Origin of the sequence: Citrobacter sp. RHB25-C09 (genome assembly GCF_013836145.1) — a bacterium.
Classification (GTDB): domain Bacteria; phylum Pseudomonadota; class Gammaproteobacteria; order Enterobacterales; family Enterobacteriaceae; genus Citrobacter_A.
This window is the reverse complement of the sequence record NZ_CP057483.1, coordinates 3443299-3464636: the sequence shown is the minus strand read 5'-3', so window position 1 is coordinate 3464636 and position 21338 is coordinate 3443299. Positions and strand designations below refer to the sequence as shown.

At 44.8% G+C, this 21338-nt stretch carries 23 protein-coding genes; 15 read left to right on the top strand and 8 right to left on the bottom strand.

What is annotated here, in order from left to right; all coding sequences use genetic code 11:
• Positions 1–304: 304 nt before the first annotated feature.
• From HVY19_RS16415 to HVY19_RS16400, 4 genes are read right to left on the bottom strand one after another with little or no spacing between them, the layout of a single operon-like run.
• Positions 305–640, bottom strand: coding sequence for a hypothetical protein (locus tag HVY19_RS16415; protein WP_181681547.1), 336 nt, complete (start codon positions 638–640; stop codon positions 305–307).
• A gap of 30 nt (positions 641–670) precedes the next feature.
• On the bottom strand, positions 671–1030 hold the full coding sequence (locus HVY19_RS16410) for an acyl-CoA dehydrogenase (protein WP_181681546.1): 360 nt from the start codon (positions 1028–1030) through the stop codon (positions 671–673).
• Positions 1031–1044: 14 nt separating this feature from the next.
• Entirely contained in the window at positions 1045–1572 is a 528-nt protein-coding gene (locus HVY19_RS16405; protein ID WP_181681545.1) for a hypothetical protein, read from the bottom strand.
• 11 nt (positions 1573–1583) lie between these two features.
• Entirely contained in the window at positions 1584–1781 is a 198-nt protein-coding gene (locus tag HVY19_RS16400; RefSeq protein ID WP_236936170.1) for a helix-turn-helix domain-containing protein, read from the bottom strand.
• Here HVY19_RS16400 and HVY19_RS20830 point away from each other — a divergent pair.
• The 6 genes from HVY19_RS20830 (at position 1709) to HVY19_RS16375 (ending at position 5221) form a co-directional block, all read left to right on the top strand.
• The gene (locus HVY19_RS20830; RefSeq protein WP_249419088.1) at positions 1709–1861 is read left to right on the top strand and encodes a hypothetical protein; all 153 of its coding nucleotides are present in this window, start codon (positions 1709–1711) and stop codon (positions 1859–1861) included. The genes HVY19_RS16400 and HVY19_RS20830 overlap by 73 nt on opposite strands.
• 113 nt (positions 1862–1974) lie before the next feature.
• Complete coding sequence (locus tag HVY19_RS16395) at positions 1975–2463, top strand: hypothetical protein (protein ID WP_181681544.1); 489 nt, start codon at positions 1975–1977, stop codon at positions 2461–2463.
• 354 nt (positions 2464–2817) lie between these two features.
• A complete protein-coding gene (locus HVY19_RS16390; RefSeq protein ID WP_001357433.1) occupies positions 2818–3210 on the top strand; it encodes a DUF2787 family protein in 393 nt (130 codons plus the stop codon).
• Between the two features lie 119 nt (positions 3211–3329).
• A complete protein-coding gene (locus HVY19_RS16385; RefSeq protein ID WP_181684308.1) occupies positions 3330–3791 on the top strand; it encodes a hypothetical protein in 462 nt (153 codons plus the stop codon).
• Position 3792: 1 nt separating this feature from the next.
• Positions 3793–4245 carry a DNA repair protein RadC gene (gene radC, locus HVY19_RS16380; RefSeq protein ID WP_134935136.1) on the top strand — a complete coding sequence of 151 codons (453 nt, stop codon included), beginning with the start codon at positions 3793–3795 and terminating at the stop codon, positions 4243–4245.
• A gap of 46 nt (positions 4246–4291) precedes the next feature.
• Positions 4292–5221, top strand: a complete 930-nt coding sequence (locus HVY19_RS16375; RefSeq protein WP_181681543.1) for a site-specific integrase — start codon at positions 4292–4294, stop codon at positions 5219–5221.
• 40 nt (positions 5222–5261) lie between these two features.
• Here HVY19_RS16375 and HVY19_RS16370 read toward each other — a convergent pair whose 3' ends face one another.
• Positions 5262–5789 (bottom strand): hypothetical protein, encoded by a 528-nt coding sequence (locus HVY19_RS16370; protein ID WP_181681542.1) that lies wholly within the window; start codon positions 5787–5789, stop codon positions 5262–5264.
• Positions 5790–6085: 296 nt separating this feature from the next.
• On the opposite strand from HVY19_RS16370, the gene HVY19_RS16365 reads away from it, so the two are divergent.
• The 3 genes from HVY19_RS16365 to HVY19_RS16355 all read left to right on the top strand — a co-directional run bounded on the left by HVY19_RS16365 (position 6086) and on the right by HVY19_RS16355 (position 9021).
• On the top strand, positions 6086–6292 hold the full coding sequence (locus tag HVY19_RS16365; RefSeq protein WP_097419933.1) for an AlpA family phage regulatory protein: 207 nt from the start codon (positions 6086–6088) through the stop codon (positions 6290–6292).
• Positions 6289–7167 carry a hypothetical protein gene (locus HVY19_RS16360; RefSeq protein ID WP_181681541.1) on the top strand — a complete coding sequence of 293 codons (879 nt, stop codon included), beginning with the start codon at positions 6289–6291 and terminating at the stop codon, positions 7165–7167. Before HVY19_RS16365 ends, HVY19_RS16360 begins: the two co-directional genes overlap by 4 nt.
• A gap of 165 nt (positions 7168–7332) precedes the next feature.
• A complete protein-coding gene (locus tag HVY19_RS16355; protein WP_181681540.1) occupies positions 7333–9021 on the top strand; it encodes a DUF927 domain-containing protein in 1689 nt (562 codons plus the stop codon).
• 54 nt (positions 9022–9075) lie between these two features.
• Here HVY19_RS16355 and HVY19_RS16350 read toward each other — a convergent pair whose 3' ends face one another.
• Both HVY19_RS16350 and HVY19_RS16345 read right to left on the bottom strand, forming a co-directional pair.
• Positions 9076–9798: a hypothetical protein gene (locus tag HVY19_RS16350; protein WP_226052492.1), complete on the bottom strand. Its 723-nt coding sequence runs from the start codon at positions 9796–9798 to the stop codon at positions 9076–9078.
• Positions 9799–9843: 45 nt separating this feature from the next.
• Entirely contained in the window at positions 9844–10296 is a 453-nt protein-coding gene (locus tag HVY19_RS16345; protein ID WP_001543683.1) for a hypothetical protein, read from the bottom strand.
• Between the two features lie 1050 nt (positions 10297–11346).
• Here HVY19_RS16345 and HVY19_RS16340 point away from each other — a divergent pair.
• The 6 genes from HVY19_RS16340 (at position 11347) to HVY19_RS16315 (ending at position 20490) form a co-directional block, all read left to right on the top strand.
• A complete protein-coding gene (locus HVY19_RS16340) occupies positions 11347–12819 on the top strand; it encodes a hypothetical protein (RefSeq protein ID WP_181681539.1) in 1473 nt (490 codons plus the stop codon).
• A gap of 145 nt (positions 12820–12964) precedes the next feature.
• A complete protein-coding gene (locus HVY19_RS16335) occupies positions 12965–14887 on the top strand; it encodes a class I SAM-dependent DNA methyltransferase (RefSeq protein WP_181681538.1) in 1923 nt (640 codons plus the stop codon).
• Entirely contained in the window at positions 14884–16200 is a 1317-nt protein-coding gene (locus tag HVY19_RS16330; protein WP_181681537.1) for a restriction endonuclease subunit S, read from the top strand. The genes HVY19_RS16335 and HVY19_RS16330 overlap by 4 nt, the downstream gene beginning before the upstream one ends.
• Positions 16197–17114, top strand: coding sequence for a DUF5655 domain-containing protein (locus tag HVY19_RS16325; RefSeq protein WP_181681536.1), 918 nt, complete (start codon positions 16197–16199; stop codon positions 17112–17114). Before HVY19_RS16330 ends, HVY19_RS16325 begins: the two co-directional genes overlap by 4 nt.
• Position 17115: 1 nt before the next feature.
• Positions 17116–20220: a DEAD/DEAH box helicase family protein gene (locus HVY19_RS16320; RefSeq protein WP_181681535.1), complete on the top strand. Its 3105-nt coding sequence runs from the start codon at positions 17116–17118 to the stop codon at positions 20218–20220.
• Between the two features lie 99 nt (positions 20221–20319).
• Positions 20320–20490 carry a hypothetical protein gene (locus tag HVY19_RS16315; protein WP_181681534.1) on the top strand — a complete coding sequence of 57 codons (171 nt, stop codon included), beginning with the start codon at positions 20320–20322 and terminating at the stop codon, positions 20488–20490.
• On the opposite strand, the gene HVY19_RS16310 is transcribed toward HVY19_RS16315, so the two are convergent.
• On the bottom strand, positions 20487–21104 hold the full coding sequence (locus tag HVY19_RS16310) for a Fic family protein (RefSeq protein ID WP_181681533.1): 618 nt from the start codon (positions 21102–21104) through the stop codon (positions 20487–20489). The two genes, HVY19_RS16315 and HVY19_RS16310, sit on opposite strands and share 4 nt — an antisense overlap.
• Between the last annotated feature and the right edge of the window lie 234 nt (positions 21105–21338).

Here is a 21338-nt window from a genome sequence, read left to right as displayed (position 1 = left end):
ACGGTTTGAAAGGTTAGACGTGCGGCGACTACGAATTATCAGCGTGTATATGCTATCATCATCAGCCAGTTTGCTATATCGATTAAAAGTATTACGTGAAATATCCATTAATTTACAGGTTTAGAATATATTGATGGTATATTTAACTAAATTGAAAAAATGACTTTGTATTTGATAACGGGATTGGTAGTATGAGGCATGAGAGTTACTTAGTGTTTTGTATAAGAATTCAACTCCGATATCAAAAAACGGTAACTCTCAACCTTTTAATTAATTATTTTAGATCAGGTTCGACTAATATAAATTATAATCCAGATACGTTTATATAGAACTGGCCTTTACCCTCATCGGTTTTCTGAATCCGGTAGGCGATTGGTAAGGAGTTTTGTAGCTCAGGTTTTGTGAACGTTAAATCAGCAGCGCACTGATAAACATCCAGACCTGATTCATGGCTAATTGTTCTAACATTTTCAACTGAAATACGCACATCCTTATCCAGTGTCATGCTTTTCTCGATTGTCTTTCTTGCAATATCTACGACCAGATTTTTTGCATCATCACTACTGCATTTCGGTGTTTTCTCGCCGCAGCCAGTCAGCACACCAGCGGCTATTAATACCAGAAGCATTGTTCTTTTCATCTAGGGTTCCTTCGTTAATTAACGATACTTTTACTTCTTATTAAATAGGCCATCCATTGCACCTGTTGCAGGGGCTCCGCAGTAACTTTCGCAACCATGTGTTATAACGCTGATCTTACCGTTATACAGCTCACTAATCACTGCAATACACTGGCTGGTATTGTCATTCCAGACCCAGCGACGCTTCTGGCTTTCTCCGGCAGCTATTTGCTGTGCTGTACCCTCTATATTGCATACGCCCGAACCATCCCGCGTTGAGGCATTAATGTTGAATTCAGCATTGCTCTTTCCCGGATTCAGGGTTAGAACCGCTCCGGGTTTTACGTACTGCGCTGCTGCGACAGGTAGCGTTATGGCTGCCATCAATAAGGCCAACAGTTTTCTGTTCATTAATTAATTCTCTATTAAGTGATACGGATGTTTTTGGTGATTTTCCCCAGTGTCAGCGGTCTGCGTTTTCCCACAAAGAAATAAACGACGTTGAATGCGGACCTGCGATGATTCCCTCGACCGAGAGAGGGCCAGTTGCGGAAAGATTCGATCTGTTCTTCTGAGTAGGGCGTGTCAGAGAAGTCAAACAGCACAAGCAAGGCTTTGCCGTCGTGCTTCATCAACTTTTTAACTTCAGTGCTATTTACAGTTGCGGAGACATTCGAACGTGCCGCAGTTGGTTTACGTACTGCAAACTCAACGGCTACATCATCAATGACAAAATCAATGTAACCGTGCCCGGATACAGTTCCCGGCAGCTTGCTTTTTACTTCTGGTGAGACATTATCTGCAAACCAACCCAGCAAATAGCAACGTACCAGAGGCAGTAATTCCCGCTCGCTACATTCGTTCAGACGCAGGGTTTTGACGAACTCCCTGCGATAAAGAGAACTGAAAAAATACTCAAAGCATACCGTTATTTCAGTGATGGTGGTTGCCATGGTTGCATCCTTTACCTGCTATTAGGTCCATTTTTAAGGGCATACCTTTCCGGCCATAATGTTTCCGGTGTCGTATCCAGAGCCCCGGCAATAATGCGCTCAGCTCTGGGATAATGACGCTCTAAGGCGTTATTTAATGTACGTGGTGCAAGGCCGTGACTGCGTGACAGTGACGCCAGCGTTAACCCTCGCTTGTGAAGTGCTGCCACAATATCGGCACGATGCCAGTTCCCTGAACTTCCTTTGCTTTGCTTTTTCTGCGATGCTGTTGAGTTACGCACAGTATTAACTCCATGGAATCAGTACATGGATATTAAATGCGAATAAAAGATACCTTTCAAGTTCTTTTGGTATCTATTTGTTGGTTTTCATATTAACGCATTGATATCTGGTGAAATTTATATGAGCAGTAAGAGATCAGTATCGGCTATAGCGACCCATCCTGAAGCTTCTGTTGAAGAGGCTAAAGACTGGCTGACAGCAGAGGAATTCACTCATATTGAGGGGATGCCGGGCACTGCGCGTGGCGCTAGGATGCGCCTGGAAAAACTGGCATCCCTGCACCCGGAAATACGTCGTAAAAGGACTGCCGGGAAAGGCGTGGTTTACCATATCAGCGCAGCCACAATGTCGCTTGATGATGAGAGAAACAGGGCTAAGGGTGAAGCGTTTACTCTCACCGACAGCGATCGCCAGCTTAGCCTCTGGATACAGTTGTATCGCAATATGTCACCAGCTTCGCGGACGCAACTGATGGAGCAGGCCCTCAGGCTGGTAAAGGACGATCTGATGTCTCAGGGGCCTGATGTTTCTGAACTGGCGGTACAAATCATGAAGCTGCCTGAAGATGAGCGTAATCGCCTCTTTGAAAAGCTGAACGGGAAGGTGTGATAGCGTCAGTTTTCCGCCATGCCAGACAGAAGGAACCACCCCGGAATCCTGACCTGTCTGACATGGCAGAATGGAAAGTATGCCATCACTTAATAATGAATAAAAACCTACTGTCAGTTATTTCATTTCTGAACTACATATTAGTTTCCCATTGTTACTATTTGCATTTAAGGTATATTTTTGATATAATAATATTGCTAATGAACTATATTTTACCCAGTCAGTACGTTGCCATGCACTTACCATTTATTAGGTGATTAAACCCCACCTGTGCTGGTGCAGACATAACGTCTTTTCAGAATATGTTGAACAGGAAAATAACTGATGAATATTGTCCATCAGGAAGGGCTAGCTATGCCCGTCGATCAAGAATTAATAAATATCATATTAAATGAAGCGGGAAATCCACCGCCGCATAAAACCAAAATTACAGCCGTCAGTCTGTTATTTAAAGACCTGAGTTACAGCGCTGAAAAGGGTGGTTACCACCCCGTCGAAATACGACTTATTTCACGCAATGATGAATGGTATTTTGATTACATCACCGACTTCGGTTATATGGGGACGGTATACCCCGAACTGGAAAAGGAAATTGATATTAGCTGGAGTCAGCAATATGTCTTTCTGGCGTACAGGGGGGACCTGCCTGTTAACGCCGGAAGGGAGTTGTTTGAACTCTGGCAATCCAACTTTATTCAGTATCACGCCATGAACGCTTACACCATTACTGTCCTGTGGGAAAGCTAATCCCGCCGCACTAATCATCACTACCTTATGGGGAATTATCTGTGACTGATAACAGAGGGATACGTGCGTCTCAACAGGGCGAACTGGACTGTCTTTGCGGTGCTTATTGCGTGGTTAACATGCTGAGCTGGCTGTATGACGGCAGGGTGAAACGACGCCCGTTAATGAACCGGCTTATTCAGGCTTATCAGCAGCGCTGGCCTTTGCATGAATGGCTGACTGAAGGGATTGAAGAGGACCGTCTGGACTGGCTGATAGCGCAGGTGTTGCAGAAAGGGCACTACGGCCGCCAGTTCCCGGTTCAAATCACCAGACCCTTTGCCGGGAAGCGGGGATTATCAGACGGGCGGCTTTTCAGGGAAATGCAGAGGTTTCTGGACGTCACTGACCACTCCCGCCTGATTATGCTCAGCGACCAGTTTCACTGGTCCCTTATCACCAAAATGGACGAAGAAACGCTCTGCTTCTTCGACAGTAACGGGCGAACCACCATGCCCCGTAAAGCTTTCTCCCTGCGTACTGGCGTAACCCGCCGCCAGCTGTTTCCCGACGCCATTTACTTCATTGAACGGGAGTTCTGACATGACCCTATTTACCCAGCGTGAAACCCGTATCCTTGATCAAGCGCGTGACATTATCAGCCGGTACTATCAGCGTGGGGTTCAACTCTGCTCCCCTGATGATGTTCGACGGTGCGTGATGGTTGAGCTGGCACCGCTTGAACATGAAGAGTTTGGCATCATCCTGCTCGATAATCAGAATCAGCTGCTGCACCGCGAAATCCTCTTCAGGGGGACGTTAAACTCGGTCAGTGTTCACCCCCGTGAAGTTATCAAGCGTGTACTGAAACATAACGCCGCCGCAGTCATCCTTGTTCACAACCACCCCAGCGGCGAGCCTGAACCCAGCCGCTGCGATATCAAGTTGACTAAAAAGCTTCAGGAGCTGCTGGAAATGCTGGATGTGCGGTTACTTGATCACTTTATCGTGGCGGGGACGGAAACGGTATCAATGGCTGAACGGGGGCTAGTGTGATGCTGAAAGTTACCTGGTTTAATGTACGTTATTGCGGGTTACGCGCATGAGCCGGGCTGCGTTGCGTCAGGTCGTGCCGGTGGTGCAAACCACCGTGTTTGATGCGTATCTTGGCGGTCTTGCACCATCGGGGCGGCGGGGCATCACCAGCCTGTTAAACCGCAGCGCCAGAATACTTAAACACGATACGGATGCAGCAGACTATCCGTGGGAACAGCTTAACTACGCCGCCGTCGCTAAAGTACGTGCGGCACTGCTGGATGACGGTTACGCCGTGTCATCGGTCAACATGGCGCTGTCAGCACTGCGGGGCGTGGCACAGACGGCCTTTAATCTCAATTGCATGGATACCGAAACGCTGGCACGTATACGGTCAGTTAAGCGTGTGAACGGTGATATCCAGCGCAAGGGAAGGGCGTTAGGCAAGTCGGAGATCCGGGCGCTGATTCAGGCCGCAAAACAGCATCCGCAACCGGTACGGCGCTGTCGTGATGCCGCCATTGTGCTGACACTTTGCGGAACGGGCCTGCGGGCCGGGGAACTGGTTAAACTTGAGCACCGGGACTATGACAACGGCATCCTGACGGTGAGGCAAGGGAAGGGGCGTAAATACCGTGAAATTCACGTGGCGGATGCGGTGGACAAGGCCATCCGCGCATGGCTTAAAGTCAGCGCAGACGAGGCTGACAGTGCGTTGTTCAAGCGAATTCAGCGCAACGGTAAGGTTGCCAGTCAGCCTCTGACAACAACCGGGTTAACGGGCATCTTGGTGGAGTTACAGCAAACTTCAGGCGTTGCGCGGTTCACCCCACATGACATGCGGCGTACCTTCATCACCCGTTTATTGGAGCAGGGCGTGGATATTAACACCGTGCGCCAGCTGGCAGGCCACAGTGACATATCCACTACTACGCGCTATGACTGTCGTGGTGAGAGCATGAAAATCAGCGCCAGCAAACAGATTCGGTGCTGGTAATGTTCAAAACAGCTAGTCCTGTACTGGGAGCCTAACGAAACTAACGTACGCTTTTTGCTCCTGGTGCTCTTTTGCGCTGCCCGCGTTTATTCAGTGCCTGCAGGTGTTCTCTCAGCAGATCGGTGGGCTGCCCATCTCGGGTGATAATTGTATCAATATCGCGGTTATCCCAGCGTGATGGCTTTCGGGCTGCGGCCGTCAGTGGTTTGTCTGCGAACAGGTCATCTGGGGTCGGAAATTGCGCCTGGTTGAGGTACAACACCATCTGTGCTGTGGAGCTGCCGTTGCCTTTTAGAGTCGTGACGCGTTGGTAAATGTCGTAGAGGATCTGGGCTTTGACCGTTTTGGGTGGGGGTAAAGCATCATAAAGTGGAAGGGTTGTGCGGGACTTTTCCAGCAGGTTATAGGCTACCTCAATACAGTAACTCATGGTCATATTCAGCGGTTCACCACTCCTTTTTTCTTCTTTTGCCCAGCCCGGATAATGCTGTGAAGCAATCATTGTCAGCTTTCTGAGTGAATCCGCACCCAGCTCAGGGTAAACTGGTATTAAATGCTTCTCTGTCATTAAAATATCCATTTTAAAGATGATTTGTGAATTTTTAAGGTGATTTATGCTTTATTCTGGTTATCTGAATACCCTGCATCAGGCACCAAGCGGCTTTAGACAAAAATTATAAATATTTGTTTATAAAAATCAATTATTTAATCTTTTATGTTCTTATACCCCGTTTTAGATCTAAATGTTGAAGCTAAAAATGCAATCGATTGCTTTGGCATGGGTAACTCAATTCTCACTTTTTACCTACGGAACCACGCAAAAACCATGGTTTAGGATACTCCCATCACATTTCAGGAGGAATCATGGCAATAAAACGAGTATTAAAAATTAATGATGTTTTGCACCGTTGTAGCATTTCAAGATCGTCTCTTTATCGCTTAATTTCCAAGGGGCACTTTCCCTCACAGCTCCGCTTGTCACCGGAAGGTCGTAGTGTCGGCTGGCTTGAAGAAGACATAGAGGGATGGATTTCTAGTCGTAAGCCTATCAACGATGGAACGCTTACATGAAAATTCCGTCAGTGAAGATAAACGAAGCGGTGATGCAGCCCCTTGTTAATCCTCAGCTCGAGGCGTTCGCAAAAGAAATTAAAAGACAGGTGCCTAAATTCGAAACTATCGAAGATGTCTACGAAAAAAGATTAAAGCGTATAAAGTCATTACGAACTATAGGGAGGCGTCTGGATAAAAGCGAGTATCTAAAATTAGCAATAAAGCTTGAAAACTGTTGGCTCGGCGGACCTTGTGGGAGCGCTGCATGTCCGGAATGCTTCAGACTACACCGACTGGAAATGATTGGGGAGGTACTTCGCTTATGTAAGAAACGGAAGAATTGGCGAGGCTTAACCTTAATATTCTATCAGGATGCACTTAGTGACAGTCAACTGCTTCAATGGCAACCCAATACATTAATAGCACGACTTCGTCGCTGGCTAAATGAATGTGGCTTTGATGAAATGGTGATTGGTGGGTTTGAATTGGATTTTCATCGAGAAGCTAATAAGTGGATGCCACATTTTCATCTCATCATTCCAAATGACAAACAGGCTATTAAAAGTCTACGTGTTAGGATGAAAAATAAGAGAAACATGAATACACGAAAGAATGTGATAAACCGTCCTATGCTCGTGAGTAAATTAAAAAATCCAATGCGACAGGTGAGTTACCGTTTTAAAGCTATCTGGTGGCGAGTCGAATCAATTCAGTATGATGATTATCATATACAGGGGAGCAAGGAAAGGAAAAGGAAGCGCTGGACTAAAAAATACCGTCTATTGCGTAAGCAATATGTTGATTCTCTGCTTAAGCTAGATTCTATTGGTATAGCCGGATTGACTTTTATGTATAAGGTAAGGAAGTATGGTGACCATTTGATATTAAAATAATGCCATAATCTATTAGCGATATGTACCAGCTGTAAACTATTTTTGCAATTTTAAATAAAATAATAGTGTTGTGTGAGAAACCATACAAGGGAACTCTCACGCCTTAATTCTGATGTTTATTACTGCAAGTATGATGTGATCTTTAAATACGATAAGGAACTATAAATGAAAGAATATAAAGAGATATTGAATAATAAAAAAGAAAAGCTATTTGTTACATTGTTGGCTCGTACAAAAATTTCAGAATTGTGTCCAGTTGCATACCGACTTATTAAAATCACTGATTTTCAAGAGATGGAGTCGACCCATGTGCTTGTACCAGCCAAGGCACTTGTCAGTGTATTGGAGTTAAAAAAAACGTTATTAACGTGCGGGCATAATCCCAATGTGACTAAAGAATACTGGATTCAAGCTCATCAAGAAGTAATTAAGGAAACCGATAAGATAATCACACTGCGCTATAAGCCAGGTTTTTATGATGATGTTTATTTGCGTGTTAACGATATAGTTATTGGCAAAGTTAAAGGGGATAAGCCTGTACTGCATCCTGGTGCTAAAAATCATTTACCAGTCGAGGATAAACAGGAGATATTAAAATTATGGAAAATGAATGTCGCTCCATATGCACTATATAGCTCGCGTATTATGTTGGCTCTGTGCTGCGGATTTTCAGGTTTTCTCCTTAAGCTTTCAGGTATGGAAGGGGGTGGGTTTCATTTGTGGGGGATGAGTAGTATAGGAAAAACGTCCAGTGCCTACATGCTGGCATCATTAGCAGGATCACCTAAAGATGTTGTCGTACTGTGGAACAATACGGATAAAGGGCTTGAGGAGATTGCCGTGGCCCATAACGACAGCTACCTAGTTCTCGATGAGTCGAAGCTGTTAGATAAAGACGTACTGGCAGCTGCTAAGATTATGCAAAACCGTGTGTATACGCTTTCCGGAGGGAAAGGGAAAACACGCTCTGCAATGTATGAGAACAAAGTTGCTGAATGGCAGGTAAGTATTTTCAGTACGGGTGAGTGCAGTCTTCAACAACTTGCTGCTTCCGGGAACGTTGAGCGCCTTGAAGGCGAAAATGTGCGTGTAATCGACGTTAATGCAGATGCTGGTGCTGAAATGGGGATCTTCGAATCACTGCCAGATGATGTCAATTCCAGTAACGAACTTGTTCATGCGATCAAGGATGCAACTCACCGTTATTATGGCAGTGCCAAACCTGCCTTTCTCAAGCGCCTGGTGGCTGATATTCAGGACGATCGTGAAAACGTGAAGCGGAAGCTTGAAAAAGGGATTGAGTTCTTTCTGGATAAGCACAAGGTAGATCGTAACTCCGGCATTCAGGTGCGTATCGCCAAACGTTTTGCAATCGCTTATGTAGCAGGTTCCATTGCTGTGAAATATGGTGTTTTGCCCTTTACAAAGCAGGAGATCATGAAAGGGATCTCAACCTGCTACCAGGATTCTCTTAAGGCAGTTTTGTCTGAACCTGAAATAACCAAACCCCTAATGGGTAACTCGTTGAATGCAATTATTGATTTTTGCAAAAAGGGTGATCTTTTAAATCTGATTGGAAATGATCGCGTAACCCAAACGGCGATTAAAAAGTCACCGGTCATTATCCACAAAGTTAAAGGTCGGGCCGTATATGCAGTTGATAAGGATCTGTTACATAACTGCTTACCGAAATCTCAGCGCAAAGGCATCCTGATGCTATTAACAAAGCAAGGGGTATTATTATCCGATGCGAATAAGGAGTATAGTACTATTCAGATTGTCTATAAGCGTAAGCAAGTTGGTCGTCGCTACTGTTTTATCTGCAAAAAGCTTGATAAGCTTATTGAAGAATAATTTTACAATATGGTAAGGGCTTAAAGGAGTGGCTTATAACCACCCCTTTTTACCTCAAAGCATTTCTTCGCCATCACGCAAAGCTACGATCCCCAGATACAGGCAAATTGGCACGGTTTTGCGATAGGCTGGACCTTGCAGATCATAAGCAATCCATGCTCCAGATATAGCCCATAGAATGGGTCCTAAGCTATTAATCCATGGGTTACGCTTGAGTAACTCTTTGACGAGTTGTTTCGCCGCCTCCCTTCCAATCATCTGAGCGATGAGACTGACGATAATGGTTTCTACGATCCCAAGTGCAATTTTGGGACCAAGGATCTGAAATACAATAGGCAAAATTGCCACTTTGCCATTCTTTTTGATATGGGAGATTATCTCCTCTCTGTCAATATCACCTACTCCCAGCTCATTGAAACATTTTGATAATTCTTCTGGCGTCTTGCTTAATAGTTCCTTCTCAACAACGGAGAGCACCAGCTTTTCAAGTTTTGATTCTATCGAGCCGCCGACTTTAACATTGACCTTTAGTTTTTTGCATACATCATCAATGATCTCCGTGGCTGGAATAGAACCTTCCCCATTAATTAAATGCCTCTTTAGATAAGCCAAATCGGAAGAACCGAAGTATTTTATTTGTGTGTCAATAAGTGATATTAATTCAGCATGTAATGCTGGGTTGTTTTGATATGCAGATAATAGTGTTTTTCTGCGCTTATCATTTGTGAAAGATACATAGCTATCCAGAGTGGCTGATATATAGTTAAAGTCTTCCACAGTACATTTCTCTAAAACTCCCTTCATATTTGCTCGCTTTTTAAGTTAAAAATCTTTCAGGTTGATATCGAAATATGGCGTCAATATCAGCTCTTCAAATAAGTCATATTCGTGGTGCGGAACCTTAACAAAGGTAGAGTTGTGATTAGGTGTCCACCATTTCTCGACGCCATAATACGCCTCTCTGGCATTGGCTTTGTGGATCAGCCGGAATGGTCTGTCCATCCAGCCATCGCTGTGTTTAGTGAAGTAGTTAACCGGGCCAGTGAACTGACCAAGCAGGTATACACCCTGATTACCGTGAGTCAGGTAGAAGTAATCGCCAATCGGAGCGTTTACAAACTCCTCTGCCTGGCTGACGGAAGACTGTCCTTTACCAGCGGTCGTGCGGTGAATGTAGACGAGCTTTTCATCAATACATTCGACCATATCCAGGAATGAGAACTCCTTCCAGCCATGTGACAGCTTCCAGAAATTGGGCATCAAATCGGTATTCATAGGCCTCTTAACCTTACGTTGTAAGTGATCGCAATCTGTTGAAATGCGGATCGATTGTGATGACTATTCTGTCGCCGAATACCCATAATCGCAACAAGGTTTGTTGATGAGCTTTTCGCTGAAATCGTTCAAAGAGGATATCGGGAGGGTATGTAGATGCGTTAACTCGCCCAGTTGCTGAAAATGGGTGATCAACACTACTCAGCACTGGTAGGCTAACCATGGTGAAAACATTTGGCGCTTTGAAAAAAGTGATTTAGTGATTTATTGATTGCGGCTTTGTAGGCGAGCCTGGTCTCTGACTGTGCAATTACGCACTCAACGCAGAGTCGGGTTGCTGTCCTTCACCAGCAATTCATCCCTAAGCAAGGGGGTTGTCCGCTTCGTCATCAGCCTGTTGTACGGAGACCAGCCCGGCAGATTCAGAGGCCAGTTACTTCACTGATTAATCGGTTAAGAGGCAGAACTGAAATGAGTGACCTGCAAAAAAACACCCTTCCAGACCGCCCAACGTTGCCGGATTTTGACCTAGTAGACCGGCGAACTACCGCTGCTGTTTAGTGTCCGATTTGCATCTCGTACAATGGTAGGGGAAAATCGGCGATGGCTTTCCCTGACTCTGATAGTTGCAAGGAACGGCGGTGTTGAGCAAATTCGAGGTTTCAAAAGAATAAAACCAGAGAATAATATGTGTCTACAACCGTTATTGAATATCACCGGGAGGAGGCTGTACCGCTTAATAACCGGTAACGTTTTACGAATCCGCTAATCCCATTCTGGCCAAACTGATATTTATTCGCTATTTACGTCTACAAGGTATATAGATATATCTATTATACTCTGTATACACTCTATCTCTATATTGTTGTATAAATGTCATTACATACTATAGCCATTATCCAGTATCAGCTATCATGAGGCTCCAGCCTCCAATATTATGATCATTATCTAGCATCTGAACCTTGTTGGGTTCACATATGATTTGCGTAATTCAGTTGTAAATAAATGGGGTCAGGGCATGGTGCTTTGATCTCAATATACAGGTGAATTATGAAACCATACATTACGCATAACAATATCCTTGTGACAGATTCAACGCTGGACTATTTCAAGTCGGTCGTTTTCAGTATTCCTTATAATAGTGTGCCAAGTCTTCGGCGTCCATTTTATCGTAATATAGCAGTATTTCTTCAGCATGTTATTTGTGTGTCGACCTGTAGTCGTAAAAACAAGAAAAAAGCAAAGATTAAGGCGAGTAAAAAATGGTCTTATTCTGTGCCAGTACCATTTGAGCTGGGTAGGGATAAACTTCCTGGAGTATTTAAGAAAAGTGGACCGACGCATGAACGTGCAATGGAGGCACTGGCAAGCGCGGGAATCATTAAACTAACCGGGTATTCCAATGCTCAAAGTTCTTGCCGGGAATATGCTGTTTCTCAACGTTTCCTGCGTAAGTTGTTTGGCAACGACCGCGAGGCATACCTTAGCCGTAAGGATCGCTACCATTATCTGACTGATATTTTCACCAAGCGTAAAAACTACTCATTTGATGATCTGATTGGAGTTGCGATCGACCGTGGGCAGAACGCTAAACATCAGCAGTCTAAACGCGATATCCCCAACGCTGCCTTCAGGGAGCTGGTAGTGAGTGTCTGGAACAACCTTGAGCCGCTTGAAATCAATCTGGATGCACTGCTGGATTACTATAATGAGAATCCCACGAAGAAGAACAAAATATTCATTTTCAACTTCCTGTCGCGATTGGCTGAAACAGGCGTGGACCTGGTGAAAGAATCACCGTTGATAGTGTCCTACAGGCAATCGTATAAAACTGCGTACCTTGGCGGAAGATCCTTTGAGGTTGGCACTGGCTTCCAGACTCTACCGTCTAAAATGAAGTGGGCGTGTCTGGCCCGTGGTCACAACTATGACATCAAGGGATGCCAGCTTGAGATACTGCGACATGAGCTGTTGAGTATTGGCATTTCGGCAAAGTCGCTGGAGGTGCTGGAAACTCAATATATCTGCCGGGTATTGCGTATTGCTGAAGAACTGGTTAAGCAATTCCGGTTTTCCAGTGTATTCAACGCAGGGTTCGTTACGCTATCGCTTAAATCCAGTACCCGACGCTTGTTGAATCGTGAGCTAGGTAAGGTAGAAGCAAAGCGAGTACTGAAACGCTGGAAGCACCTTCTGCAACCCCTGAGGCGAGATCTGGCTTTACTGTTGGATCATTACGAAGGTGTAGCAAAAACCAACCGTTATGGTAAATGCGTCACCAACGCGGTAGGGCAGCCCTTTAACATTACCTACAAAGATGTGGCAGCGCGTAAACGCAGGAAGTCAGATGTGATGCGCCGGAAGCTGCTGTCGCACATGTTACAGGGGCTGGAAAGTCAAGCTGTATACGATTACGTTGCCAGTCATAAGGGTGTTTGCGCACTGGAACACGATGGGTTCGTTTCATATGAAGAGGTTACTGACTGGTCCCACCCATACCTTTTGATTGAGAAAAAGCATTAGCACTTTTGTTCATGTGGGAGATTCCAGTAATCCACGGCACGTCACCCGTATGTAGCCATACAAGAGAAAAGACCTCGCAGCTTTCACTTCTTCTTGTCCTCTCCGCTTTAACGTGGACAATAGGGCAAAATCAAGAGGTAATAAAATGACTAATTTTTCTTCAATGGCGGCTTTCTTATGGTCTGTCGCTGACTTACTACGTGGTGATTTCAAACAGTCTCAGTATGGCAGAGTGATTCTGCCATTCACCGTTCTTCGTCGTCTTGAGTGTGTACTTGCGCCTACCAAACAGGCTGTACTTGATAAGTTACCTGTGGTTGAAAAGCTTGATGAGAACGCTGCCGATGCAATTCTTCGCCACGCTTCCGGGCAACACTTTTACAATACTTCGCCGTTGGACCTCAGTAAGTTGGGGGAAACACAGCCACGACTTAATCTTGAGCGTTACATTCGCTCATTCAGCTATGACGCGCGTGAGATCTTCGAACACTTTAAATTCTATGAGTTTATACAGCAGCTTGATGATGCCAATTTACTCTACAAAGTAGCCAAAAAATTTGCCGAGGCTGATTTGAGCCCCTCTTCTGTCAGCAACCACGATATGGGGCTGATATTTGAGGACTTGATCCGCCGGTTTGCAGAAAGTTCTAACGAAACGGCGGGTGAGCACTTTACGCCACGGGATATCGTGCGACTGACAACCTCTCTGGTGTTTGCGGACGACGATGCAGCATTGACTAAACCGGGACTTATCCGCCGCATCTACGATCCTACCGCCGGGACAGGCGGCTTCCTTTCTAGCGGTATGGAATACCTGCATGGAATAAACCCCAGTGCCAGCCTTCGGGCTTATGGTCAGGAGCTAAACCCAGAGTCTTACGCTATCTGTAAAGCGGACATGCTGATCAAGGGACAGGATATCAGCAATATCAAGCTGGGAAATACCCTCTCTGACGATCAGCTCTGGAATGAGCGTTTTGATTACTGCCTGTCCAACCCACCGTTTGGCGTTGACTGGAAAAAGATTGATACCGTTATCCGCAAAGAACATAAAAAGGGCTACGATGGGCGTTTTGGACCCGGTTTGCCGAGAGTATCCGATGGTTCTTTGCTGTTCTTGCTGCACCTGATTAGTAAGATGAATGATAACAGCCGTATCGGGATCATTCTTAACGGTTCGCCACTCTTTACCGGAGGTGCGGGCAGTGGTGAAAGCGAGATCCGCCGCTTTGTGCTGGAACAGGATCTGCTGGATGCTATTGTCGCGTTGCCGACCGATATGTTCTACAACACAGGGATTGCGACTTACATCTGGGTACTCAGCAATCATAAACCGAAAGAACGTAAGGGCAAGGTGCTGCTGATTAATGCCACAGAGCAATTTGCGCCGATGCGGAAATCTCTTGGTAGTAAGCGTAAAGAGTTAACGGAAGCGCAGATTGACGAGATTGTGAATCAGTATACGCGCTATCAACCTTCGGCAAATGTTAAGCTGTTTAAGACCTCTGATTTTGGCTATCGCCGTATTACGGTGGAAAGACCGCTTAAGCTGGCATTTTTTCCTCGCGATCCTGCTCGTCGTGAAGCGTTGCTGGCAGATAAAGACTGGTCGAAACATGGTGATTTAGAGTTATTAGCCGCTCTGAATGCAATGGATGATAAATATTTAAGCCGGGAAAAATTCAAAAAAGCATTACCGAAAGTTTCTGCTGCTCAGTTTAAGCTTTTGATAAAGCACTTAAGTGAAACAGATGAGAACGCTGACGTTTGTAAGACTAAAGGTAAACCTGAGGCTGATACTAGTTTGCGTGATTATGAAAATGTTCCATTGAGTGAATCAGTTGAGACATATTTCGCTCGCGAGGTGTTACCGCATGTACCTGATGCATGGATCGATACCGAAAAAACCGATCCTTATGATGGGCAGATCGGATTAGTGGGTTATGAAATCCCTTTTAACCGACATTTTTATCAATATCAACCGCCGCGTTCATTGGAGGAAATTGACCGAGACTTGGATAAGGTGAGCAGAGAGATTATGACTTTGCTGGCGGAGATCCATTCATGAGTTATAAAGAATACTCTGAATATAAGAATTCTGGTGTAGAATGGTTGGGGGTAATTCCATCCTCATGGCGTATATTATCGGCAAAGAGATTGTTTGGTAATAGACGAACTGTGGCTGATGATGCAGATGAACAATTGGCTGCTAGCCAAAAGTATGGAGTTATTCCTCAAAAATTGATGATTGAAAAAACAGGAAGTAAGGTTGCACTAGCCCTTAAGGGGACGGGAAGTTTTAGAAAGGTTCATAAAAATGATTTTGTTATTAGTCTGAGAAGTTTTGAGGGTGGTATAGAATATAGTGCGTATGATGGCTGTATTAGCCCTGCGTATACCGTGTTATATCCTCTAAAGAATATTAACGTCGATTACTATAGATTTTTAAAAAAATCTTCAGTGTTTGTTTCTGCATTACAAGCTACAACTGATAGTCTCCGTGATGGAAAAGCGATAAATTATGAACAATATTGCTGCATTGATCTACCTTTTCCTTCGATTGAGGAGCAAGAATGTATAGCCAGTTTTCTTGATTGTGAAATTGCGAAAGTTGATTGCTTAATTGGTAAGCAGGAGCAGCTTATTGAATTTTTGAAAGAAAAAAGACAAGCGGTAATATCCCATTCTATAACTAAAGGATTAAATGCCGATGTTAAAATGAAATACTCTGGTATTGAATGGTTGGGGGATATTCCAGAACATTGGAATGTGATAAAATTTAGTTATTGCGTCAGTATTCGTAGTGGTTTAGTCGACCCTAAGTCTGAGCAATATAAAAAATACTGGTTGATTGCACCAAATCACATACAAAGTGGTGAAGGCAGAATATTAAATTTAGAAACGGCTGAAGAACAAGGTGCTGAAAGTAGTAAGTATCTTTGTAAAAAAGGGGAGGTGATTTATAGCAAAATTCGTCCCGCTTTAGCTAAAGTATGTATTTCACCTGGAAATAATGTGCTTTGTAGTGCAGATATGTATCCAATGACGGCTCGTTCTGGTTTGACAAATGATTATTTATCATGGTTCTTATTGTCATCAATTTTTACTAGATTTGCAGTTAATCAAGCAGATCGTGTCGCTATGCCTAAAATTAATAGAGAATCTCTTGCAGAGTGTAAGATACCTTTTCCGGGAAAAAGTGAACAAATTGAAATAGCTTACTATTTGCAGAGAATTACAAAAAATTTAGATGATTTAATTGTAAAGTCGCAAGAGAGTATCCACTTACTCAAAGAACGACGTTCCACCCTAATTTCCGCCGCCGTAACTGGTAAGATTGACGTACGCAAATGGCAACCCGATGCTAAGGATGTAGCATGAGTGATATCCAGCTCTTTCGTTACGATAAAAACGGTGTCTCTGAACTGCCGGGAAAATCAGCAGCCATTGAAAAAGATCTGCAAAAACTGATCGAGTTTCATATGGAGGCTTTCCTTGGGGTTCGTTTTTTGGCGACAGAATACAGCACAGGCAAGACCCATAAGGGGCGCATTGACTCATTGGGCCTGGATGAAAACAACACGCCAGTGATTATCGAATATAAACGTCAGAGTAACGAGAACGTCATTAATCAGGGGTTGTTCTATCTGGACTGGCTATTAGATCATCAAGCCGAGTTCCGTTGGCTGGTGATGGATAAGTTTGGTAAACAGGTTGCTGACGATATCGATTGGTCCAATGCCCGTGTGATTTGCATTGCGGCAGATTTTACCAAATATGACGAGCATGCCGTTGCGCAGATTAACCGCAATATCAATCTTATCCGCTATAAGCTGTTTAACCCTGATCTCCTGATGTTTGAGCTGGTGAATGCTGCTACCGAGACTCACAAGCCTCAGCCTGTTGCAATAGAGAATCAGGTGCCGAAGCAGAAGAAAAATGCTCAACGCTATCGTCTGGATAAGTCTTCCCCTGAACTGGTTGCGCTTTATCAGAATATCTGTGATTTTGCTGATAGCTTGGGTGATGAGGTTCAGCGCAAAGAGTTACTGCTTTATACTGCGTTTCAGAAGATAAAGAATTTTCTAAGCGTCGTGATATGGCCCACAGCCAAAGAACCACACGTCAAGCTTTACCTGAAACTAAAACCGGAGCAGGTGATCATCTCTGATATCGTCAGAGATGTTACTAATTTGGGACACTGGGGAACCGGTGATATTGAGGTGGTTGTCCGTAATCAGGCAGATTTAGCAAAAGCTAAGTTACTGATTGAGCAAGCGTATCAAGAGAACTGATATGGTATCTAAATCCGCAGAACTATTATTCCAGAATCACATTATTGAGCAACTATCATCCAGTGGTTGGTTATTTGGAAGCTCATCCGGCTACGATCGTGAGAGGGCGATTTATCCAGAAGATGCGCTTGCTTATGTACAGGAAACCCAGCCGGAAGTCTGGGACAAGTTTTGCGGAATTTATCCAAAAGATACAGATGTACATTTTCTCAACGCGGTTGAGAGACATCTTTCGGCTAAAGGAACCTTGTGGACGCTGAGACATACCTTAGCGGATCGCGGTGCTCGTTTTCAGCTTTGCACCTTTAAACCCGATCATGACCTTAATCCAGACTTGCTGGTTCGCTATTGCGCTAACCGTTTACGAGTAGTACCTGAACTGATTTATTCGCCCAATGGTTATGATGGCCGCATTGATTTGACATTGTTTCTGAATGGGTTGCCTATCGCCACACTTGAACTGAAATCGGCGTTTAAACAATCGCTTGATGCGGCAAAACTACAGTATATCAATGACCGCCAGCCAAAAACCGGAAATAAACCAGAACCACTGTTGACCTTCAAACGCGGTGCGCTGGTCCATTTTGCGGTCAATCAGTATGAGGTGGCGATGACCACCAAACTGGATGGAAAGAAAACCTTTTTCCTGCCTTTTAACCGGGGAACCGCAGAAGGCGGGGCGGGTAACGATCAACCATTAGAGGGGTATGCGACAGCCTATCTATGGCAGGAAATCCTGCAACCGGATAACTGGCTGCGTATTTTGGGGCGCTACTTACATCTGGAGCAAAAGCGCGTTGATGATGCGCTTGGTCATCAGGAAATCAAGGAAACCCTGATTTTCCCGCGTTACCACCAATGGGTCGCTGTTCAGTCATTGCTGAATGCCGTTCGCGTGGAGGGAACAGGGCAAAAGTACCTTATTCAGCATAGCGCTGGTTCCGGTAAATCCAACTCAATAGCTTGGTTGTCCCATCAGTTAGCGTCATTGTACCGCCAGGATGGTAACAAGTTTTTTAATTCGGTAATCGTTATTACAGACCGCACTGTGTTGGATGGTCAATTGCAGGACACGATTTACCAGTTTGAACATCAGGATGGTGTGGTATGTAAAATCAGCCGTGAGTCGGGTAGTAAGTCTTCGCAACTAACCGAGGCTTTATCGTCTGGTACGGCAATTATCATCGTGACGATCCAGACTTTCCCGCATGTGCTCAAGGCTATTCAGGAAAGTACTGGTCTGAAAGGACGAAGCTTTGCTGTTATCGCTGATGAAGCACACTCAAGTCAGACGGGAACGACTGCTCGACAGCTTCGCGAAGTGCTGATGGCGGAAAAAATAGATGAAGAAGAAATGGATGGTCAGGATGTTATCAATGCGACGCTTGAGGCTCGTAGAGGTTCCTCTGATATAAGCTATTTTGCCTTTACTGCCACGCCTAAAGCCAAGACATTAGAGCTGTTTGGTAGACCGCCTCATCCCGAAATGCCTTTGGCGAATGACAATAAACCGAAGCCATTTCATCTGTATTCAATGCGACAGGCGATCGAAGAAGAGTTTATTCTGGATGTTCTGAAAAATTACACCAGCTATGGGCAGGCGTATCGTCTGGCGCATGATGCCGAAGATAAAGAAGTCGACCGCAAAAAAGCCAAAACGCAGTTGAGTAAGTGGGTTCGCTTACACCCTCACAATATTGCCCAGAAATCACAGGTCATCATTGAACATTTCCGTGAGCATGTTGCTCATTTACTAAATCACGAAGCGAAAGCGATGGTAGTAACCAGTAGTCGCCTCGAAGCGGTAAAATATAAGCAGGCGTTTGATAGCTATGTGCGGGAAAAAGGCTATAAACGTTTAACAGCAATGGTGGCGTTCTCAGGTGAAGTTGTCGATGAGGGCGAAAGCTACACGGAAAACTCGATGAACCCTGGCCTGCAAGGTCGGGATATGCGTAAAGCATTCGATACTGATGATTATCAGGTGATGCTGGTTGCTAATAAATTCCAGACAGGCTTTGACCAGCCGAAACTGGTCGCCATGTACGTTGATAAAAAACTCAAGGGCGTGGATTGTATTCAGACACTATCCCGTCTTAATCGTACGTATCCGGGGAAAAGCAGCACATTTGTTCTTGATTTTGTTAATGATCCTCAGGATATTCTGGCTGAGTTTAAAGAGTATTATCAGAATGCCGAACTGGTGCAGGTATCCGATCCCAACCTTGTTTATGCTATTTTCCATAAGCTGAATGAACAGCATATATGGCAATGGCATGAAGTGATTAATTTTTCTGATGCTTATTTTGACCCGAAACGTGGTCCTGAAACGCTAACGGGGTACTGTAAACCTGCGGTAGATCGTTTTACTCATCGTTACCGCTCCGCGATGGATGTATTACGAGGGGCGTTATCGACACTCGAAGATGCAAAGAAAAGCGGCGATGAAACTTGGCGAGTAAACTGCGAACGTAGTGTTAAGCAAGCTCGTGAAGCGAAGGACGTGCTGGATACGTTCAAAAAAGATATGAATAGCTTTATCCGCTTTTACGAATTTGCTTCGCAAATTGTCGATCTGGCTGATGAAGAACTGGAACGCTTAAATGTCTTTTCTCGCCACTTGTTGCCGCTGCTAAGGGAGGAACGGCTTGATGACGATCTTGATATCAGTCAGGTACAGCTAACACACTATAAGTTGTGGGAGAAGCGTACTCAGGATCTCAAGTTACAAGAAGGGGGAGAAGGACTTAAAGGGATCACCAGCGTCGGTGGCTCAATTGCTGAAAGACCGAAAGATCTATTATCGCACATTCTGGAACAGCTAAATGAGTTGTTTGGCGAAGAAACGACCGATGCAGACAAGCTGGTATGGCTTGATGGCGTAGCGGCTAAAGTTTCCGAAAATGATTCAGTGATGGATCAACTTCGCCATAACGATATCGAGCAAATCATGCTTGGGGATTATCCTCAGGCCGTACAGAATGCTGTCATTGAAAGCATGGGGGCGTTTGAGAAACATTCAGTTGCTTACCTGTCTGATAAGGATGTTGCCCGTTTAGCTAACCGTTTCATACTTGATGTACTACTTAAAGGGCTGGGCCGATGAGTGAGTCTTTGACAGGGCTTGATGTGAATTCGCGTAGAAGTTTTGGTATACTGTTTGAACGGTGTCTTTCAGCCCAGATTCTGCTTTTCAGGAGTAATTATGAGCAACAACAAAAAAACTCAGGCAAGCTACGCTAAGCCGTCTCGTGCTGACATCGTTCGCTCAGTTACAACATCTACGGCTGTTGAAACAGGGCAGTCCTCCGCGAAGATCGAAGCCTCACTTGAAACCACGCGCAAAAAGTTTGCCCATTTACGTCTTGCGGTTTAATCCCTTCTCAATGCCTCACTGACCCAGTGTTTCATTGGCTCGTAGTCCAGTGACATGCCTGCATGTATAGCCGATATATACTGGGTTTTGTTTTTCTCCCAGCTTTGATAATCCAGCGGTTTGTATCCACCCTGAACGGCCATCACGTCGGCTAGCAGTCGCGACAGGCGTCCGTTTCCCTCTCTGAATGGATGGATAAGTATTATCTCTACATGGGTTATGGCGATAGCGATGATGAGTTGTTCTTCGTCCATGCCGCTACACGGTGTGTATTGAGCCAGATACTTAGTGTCGAATTCGTTCAGCAGTTTTGGCAACTGCGCTGAGGGGGCAAACATAAAGCCGCCTTTGCTGATATTGACAGCTCTTTCTTGTCCAGCCCACTCGTAGATGTTACCTAACCAGCGGCGATGCCAGCTTTTTAGCATGGCTACGCTGAGCTGTCCTTCCGGGAACTGTTCTTCAAAAACGGACTGGTAGAGTTGTTCTAACAGGACAAGTTCAGCCTCATCCATCTCATCAGAAGTCGCGATCCCCAGCTTATTAGCCAAAACCTGCTCGCCAGAGTCTTTCTCATACTGGCCTTCACTGCTGGATACATGGTATCGGCTCATGGAGATGCCCTGTGTTATTAGAAGGATGGGAAAACAGAGGGAGTATAACGCTGGATGAGTACAGCAAACAATATTCTTAAAATCAGATAGTTACAAAAGTGTAGGTTAAAATGTAGTTTTTATTCTCTGGTGGAAAATAATCTTTAATAATCAGCGTTAACACACCAATGCATCATGGGGGTGTGGGCGTCGAGATTATCGATTGTACTCATGGAGTTATGTCCAGTTCCCTGA

Bases quoted from the DNA above. Each gene is read 5' to 3' on its own strand.
- HVY19_RS16415 (WP_181681547.1), bottom strand. From the start codon at position 640: ATGAAAAGAACAATGCTTCTGGTATTAATAGCCGCTGGTGTGCTGACT.
- HVY19_RS16410 (WP_181681546.1), bottom strand. From the start codon at position 1,030: ATGAACAGAAAACTGTTGGCCTTATTGATGGCAGCCATAACGCTACCT.
- HVY19_RS16405 (WP_181681545.1), bottom strand. From the start codon at position 1,572: ATGGCAACCACCATCACTGAAATAACGGTATGCTTTGAGTATTTTTTC.
- HVY19_RS20830 (WP_249419088.1), top strand. From the start codon at position 1,709: ATGTACGTGGTGCAAGGCCGTGACTGCGTGACAGTGACGCCAGCGTTA.
- HVY19_RS16395 (WP_181681544.1), top strand. From the start codon at position 1,975: ATGAGCAGTAAGAGATCAGTATCGGCTATAGCGACCCATCCTGAAGCT.
- HVY19_RS16390 (WP_001357433.1), top strand. From the start codon at position 2,818: ATGCCCGTCGATCAAGAATTAATAAATATCATATTAAATGAAGCGGGA.
- HVY19_RS16385 (WP_181684308.1), top strand. From the start codon at position 3,330: ATGCTGAGCTGGCTGTATGACGGCAGGGTGAAACGACGCCCGTTAATG.
- radC (WP_134935136.1), top strand. From the start codon at position 3,793: ATGACCCTATTTACCCAGCGTGAAACCCGTATCCTTGATCAAGCGCGT.
- HVY19_RS16375 (WP_181681543.1), top strand. From the start codon at position 4,292: ATGAGCCGGGCTGCGTTGCGTCAGGTCGTGCCGGTGGTGCAAACCACC.
- HVY19_RS16370 (WP_181681542.1), bottom strand. From the start codon at position 5,789: ATGACAGAGAAGCATTTAATACCAGTTTACCCTGAGCTGGGTGCGGAT.
- HVY19_RS16365 (WP_097419933.1), top strand. From the start codon at position 6,086: ATGGCAATAAAACGAGTATTAAAAATTAATGATGTTTTGCACCGTTGT.
- HVY19_RS16360 (WP_181681541.1), top strand. From the start codon at position 6,289: ATGAAAATTCCGTCAGTGAAGATAAACGAAGCGGTGATGCAGCCCCTT.
- HVY19_RS16355 (WP_181681540.1), top strand. From the start codon at position 7,333: ATGAAAGAATATAAAGAGATATTGAATAATAAAAAAGAAAAGCTATTT.
- HVY19_RS16345 (WP_001543683.1), bottom strand. From the start codon at position 10,296: ATGAATACCGATTTGATGCCCAATTTCTGGAAGCTGTCACATGGCTGG.
- HVY19_RS16340 (WP_181681539.1), top strand. From the start codon at position 11,347: ATGAAACCATACATTACGCATAACAATATCCTTGTGACAGATTCAACG.
- HVY19_RS16335 (WP_181681538.1), top strand. From the start codon at position 12,965: ATGACTAATTTTTCTTCAATGGCGGCTTTCTTATGGTCTGTCGCTGAC.
- HVY19_RS16330 (WP_181681537.1), top strand. From the start codon at position 14,884: ATGAGTTATAAAGAATACTCTGAATATAAGAATTCTGGTGTAGAATGG.
- HVY19_RS16325 (WP_181681536.1), top strand. From the start codon at position 16,197: ATGAGTGATATCCAGCTCTTTCGTTACGATAAAAACGGTGTCTCTGAA.
- HVY19_RS16320 (WP_181681535.1), top strand. From the start codon at position 17,116: ATGGTATCTAAATCCGCAGAACTATTATTCCAGAATCACATTATTGAG.
- HVY19_RS16315 (WP_181681534.1), top strand. From the start codon at position 20,320: ATGAGCAACAACAAAAAAACTCAGGCAAGCTACGCTAAGCCGTCTCGT.
- HVY19_RS16310 (WP_181681533.1), bottom strand. From the start codon at position 21,104: ATGAGCCGATACCATGTATCCAGCAGTGAAGGCCAGTATGAGAAAGAC.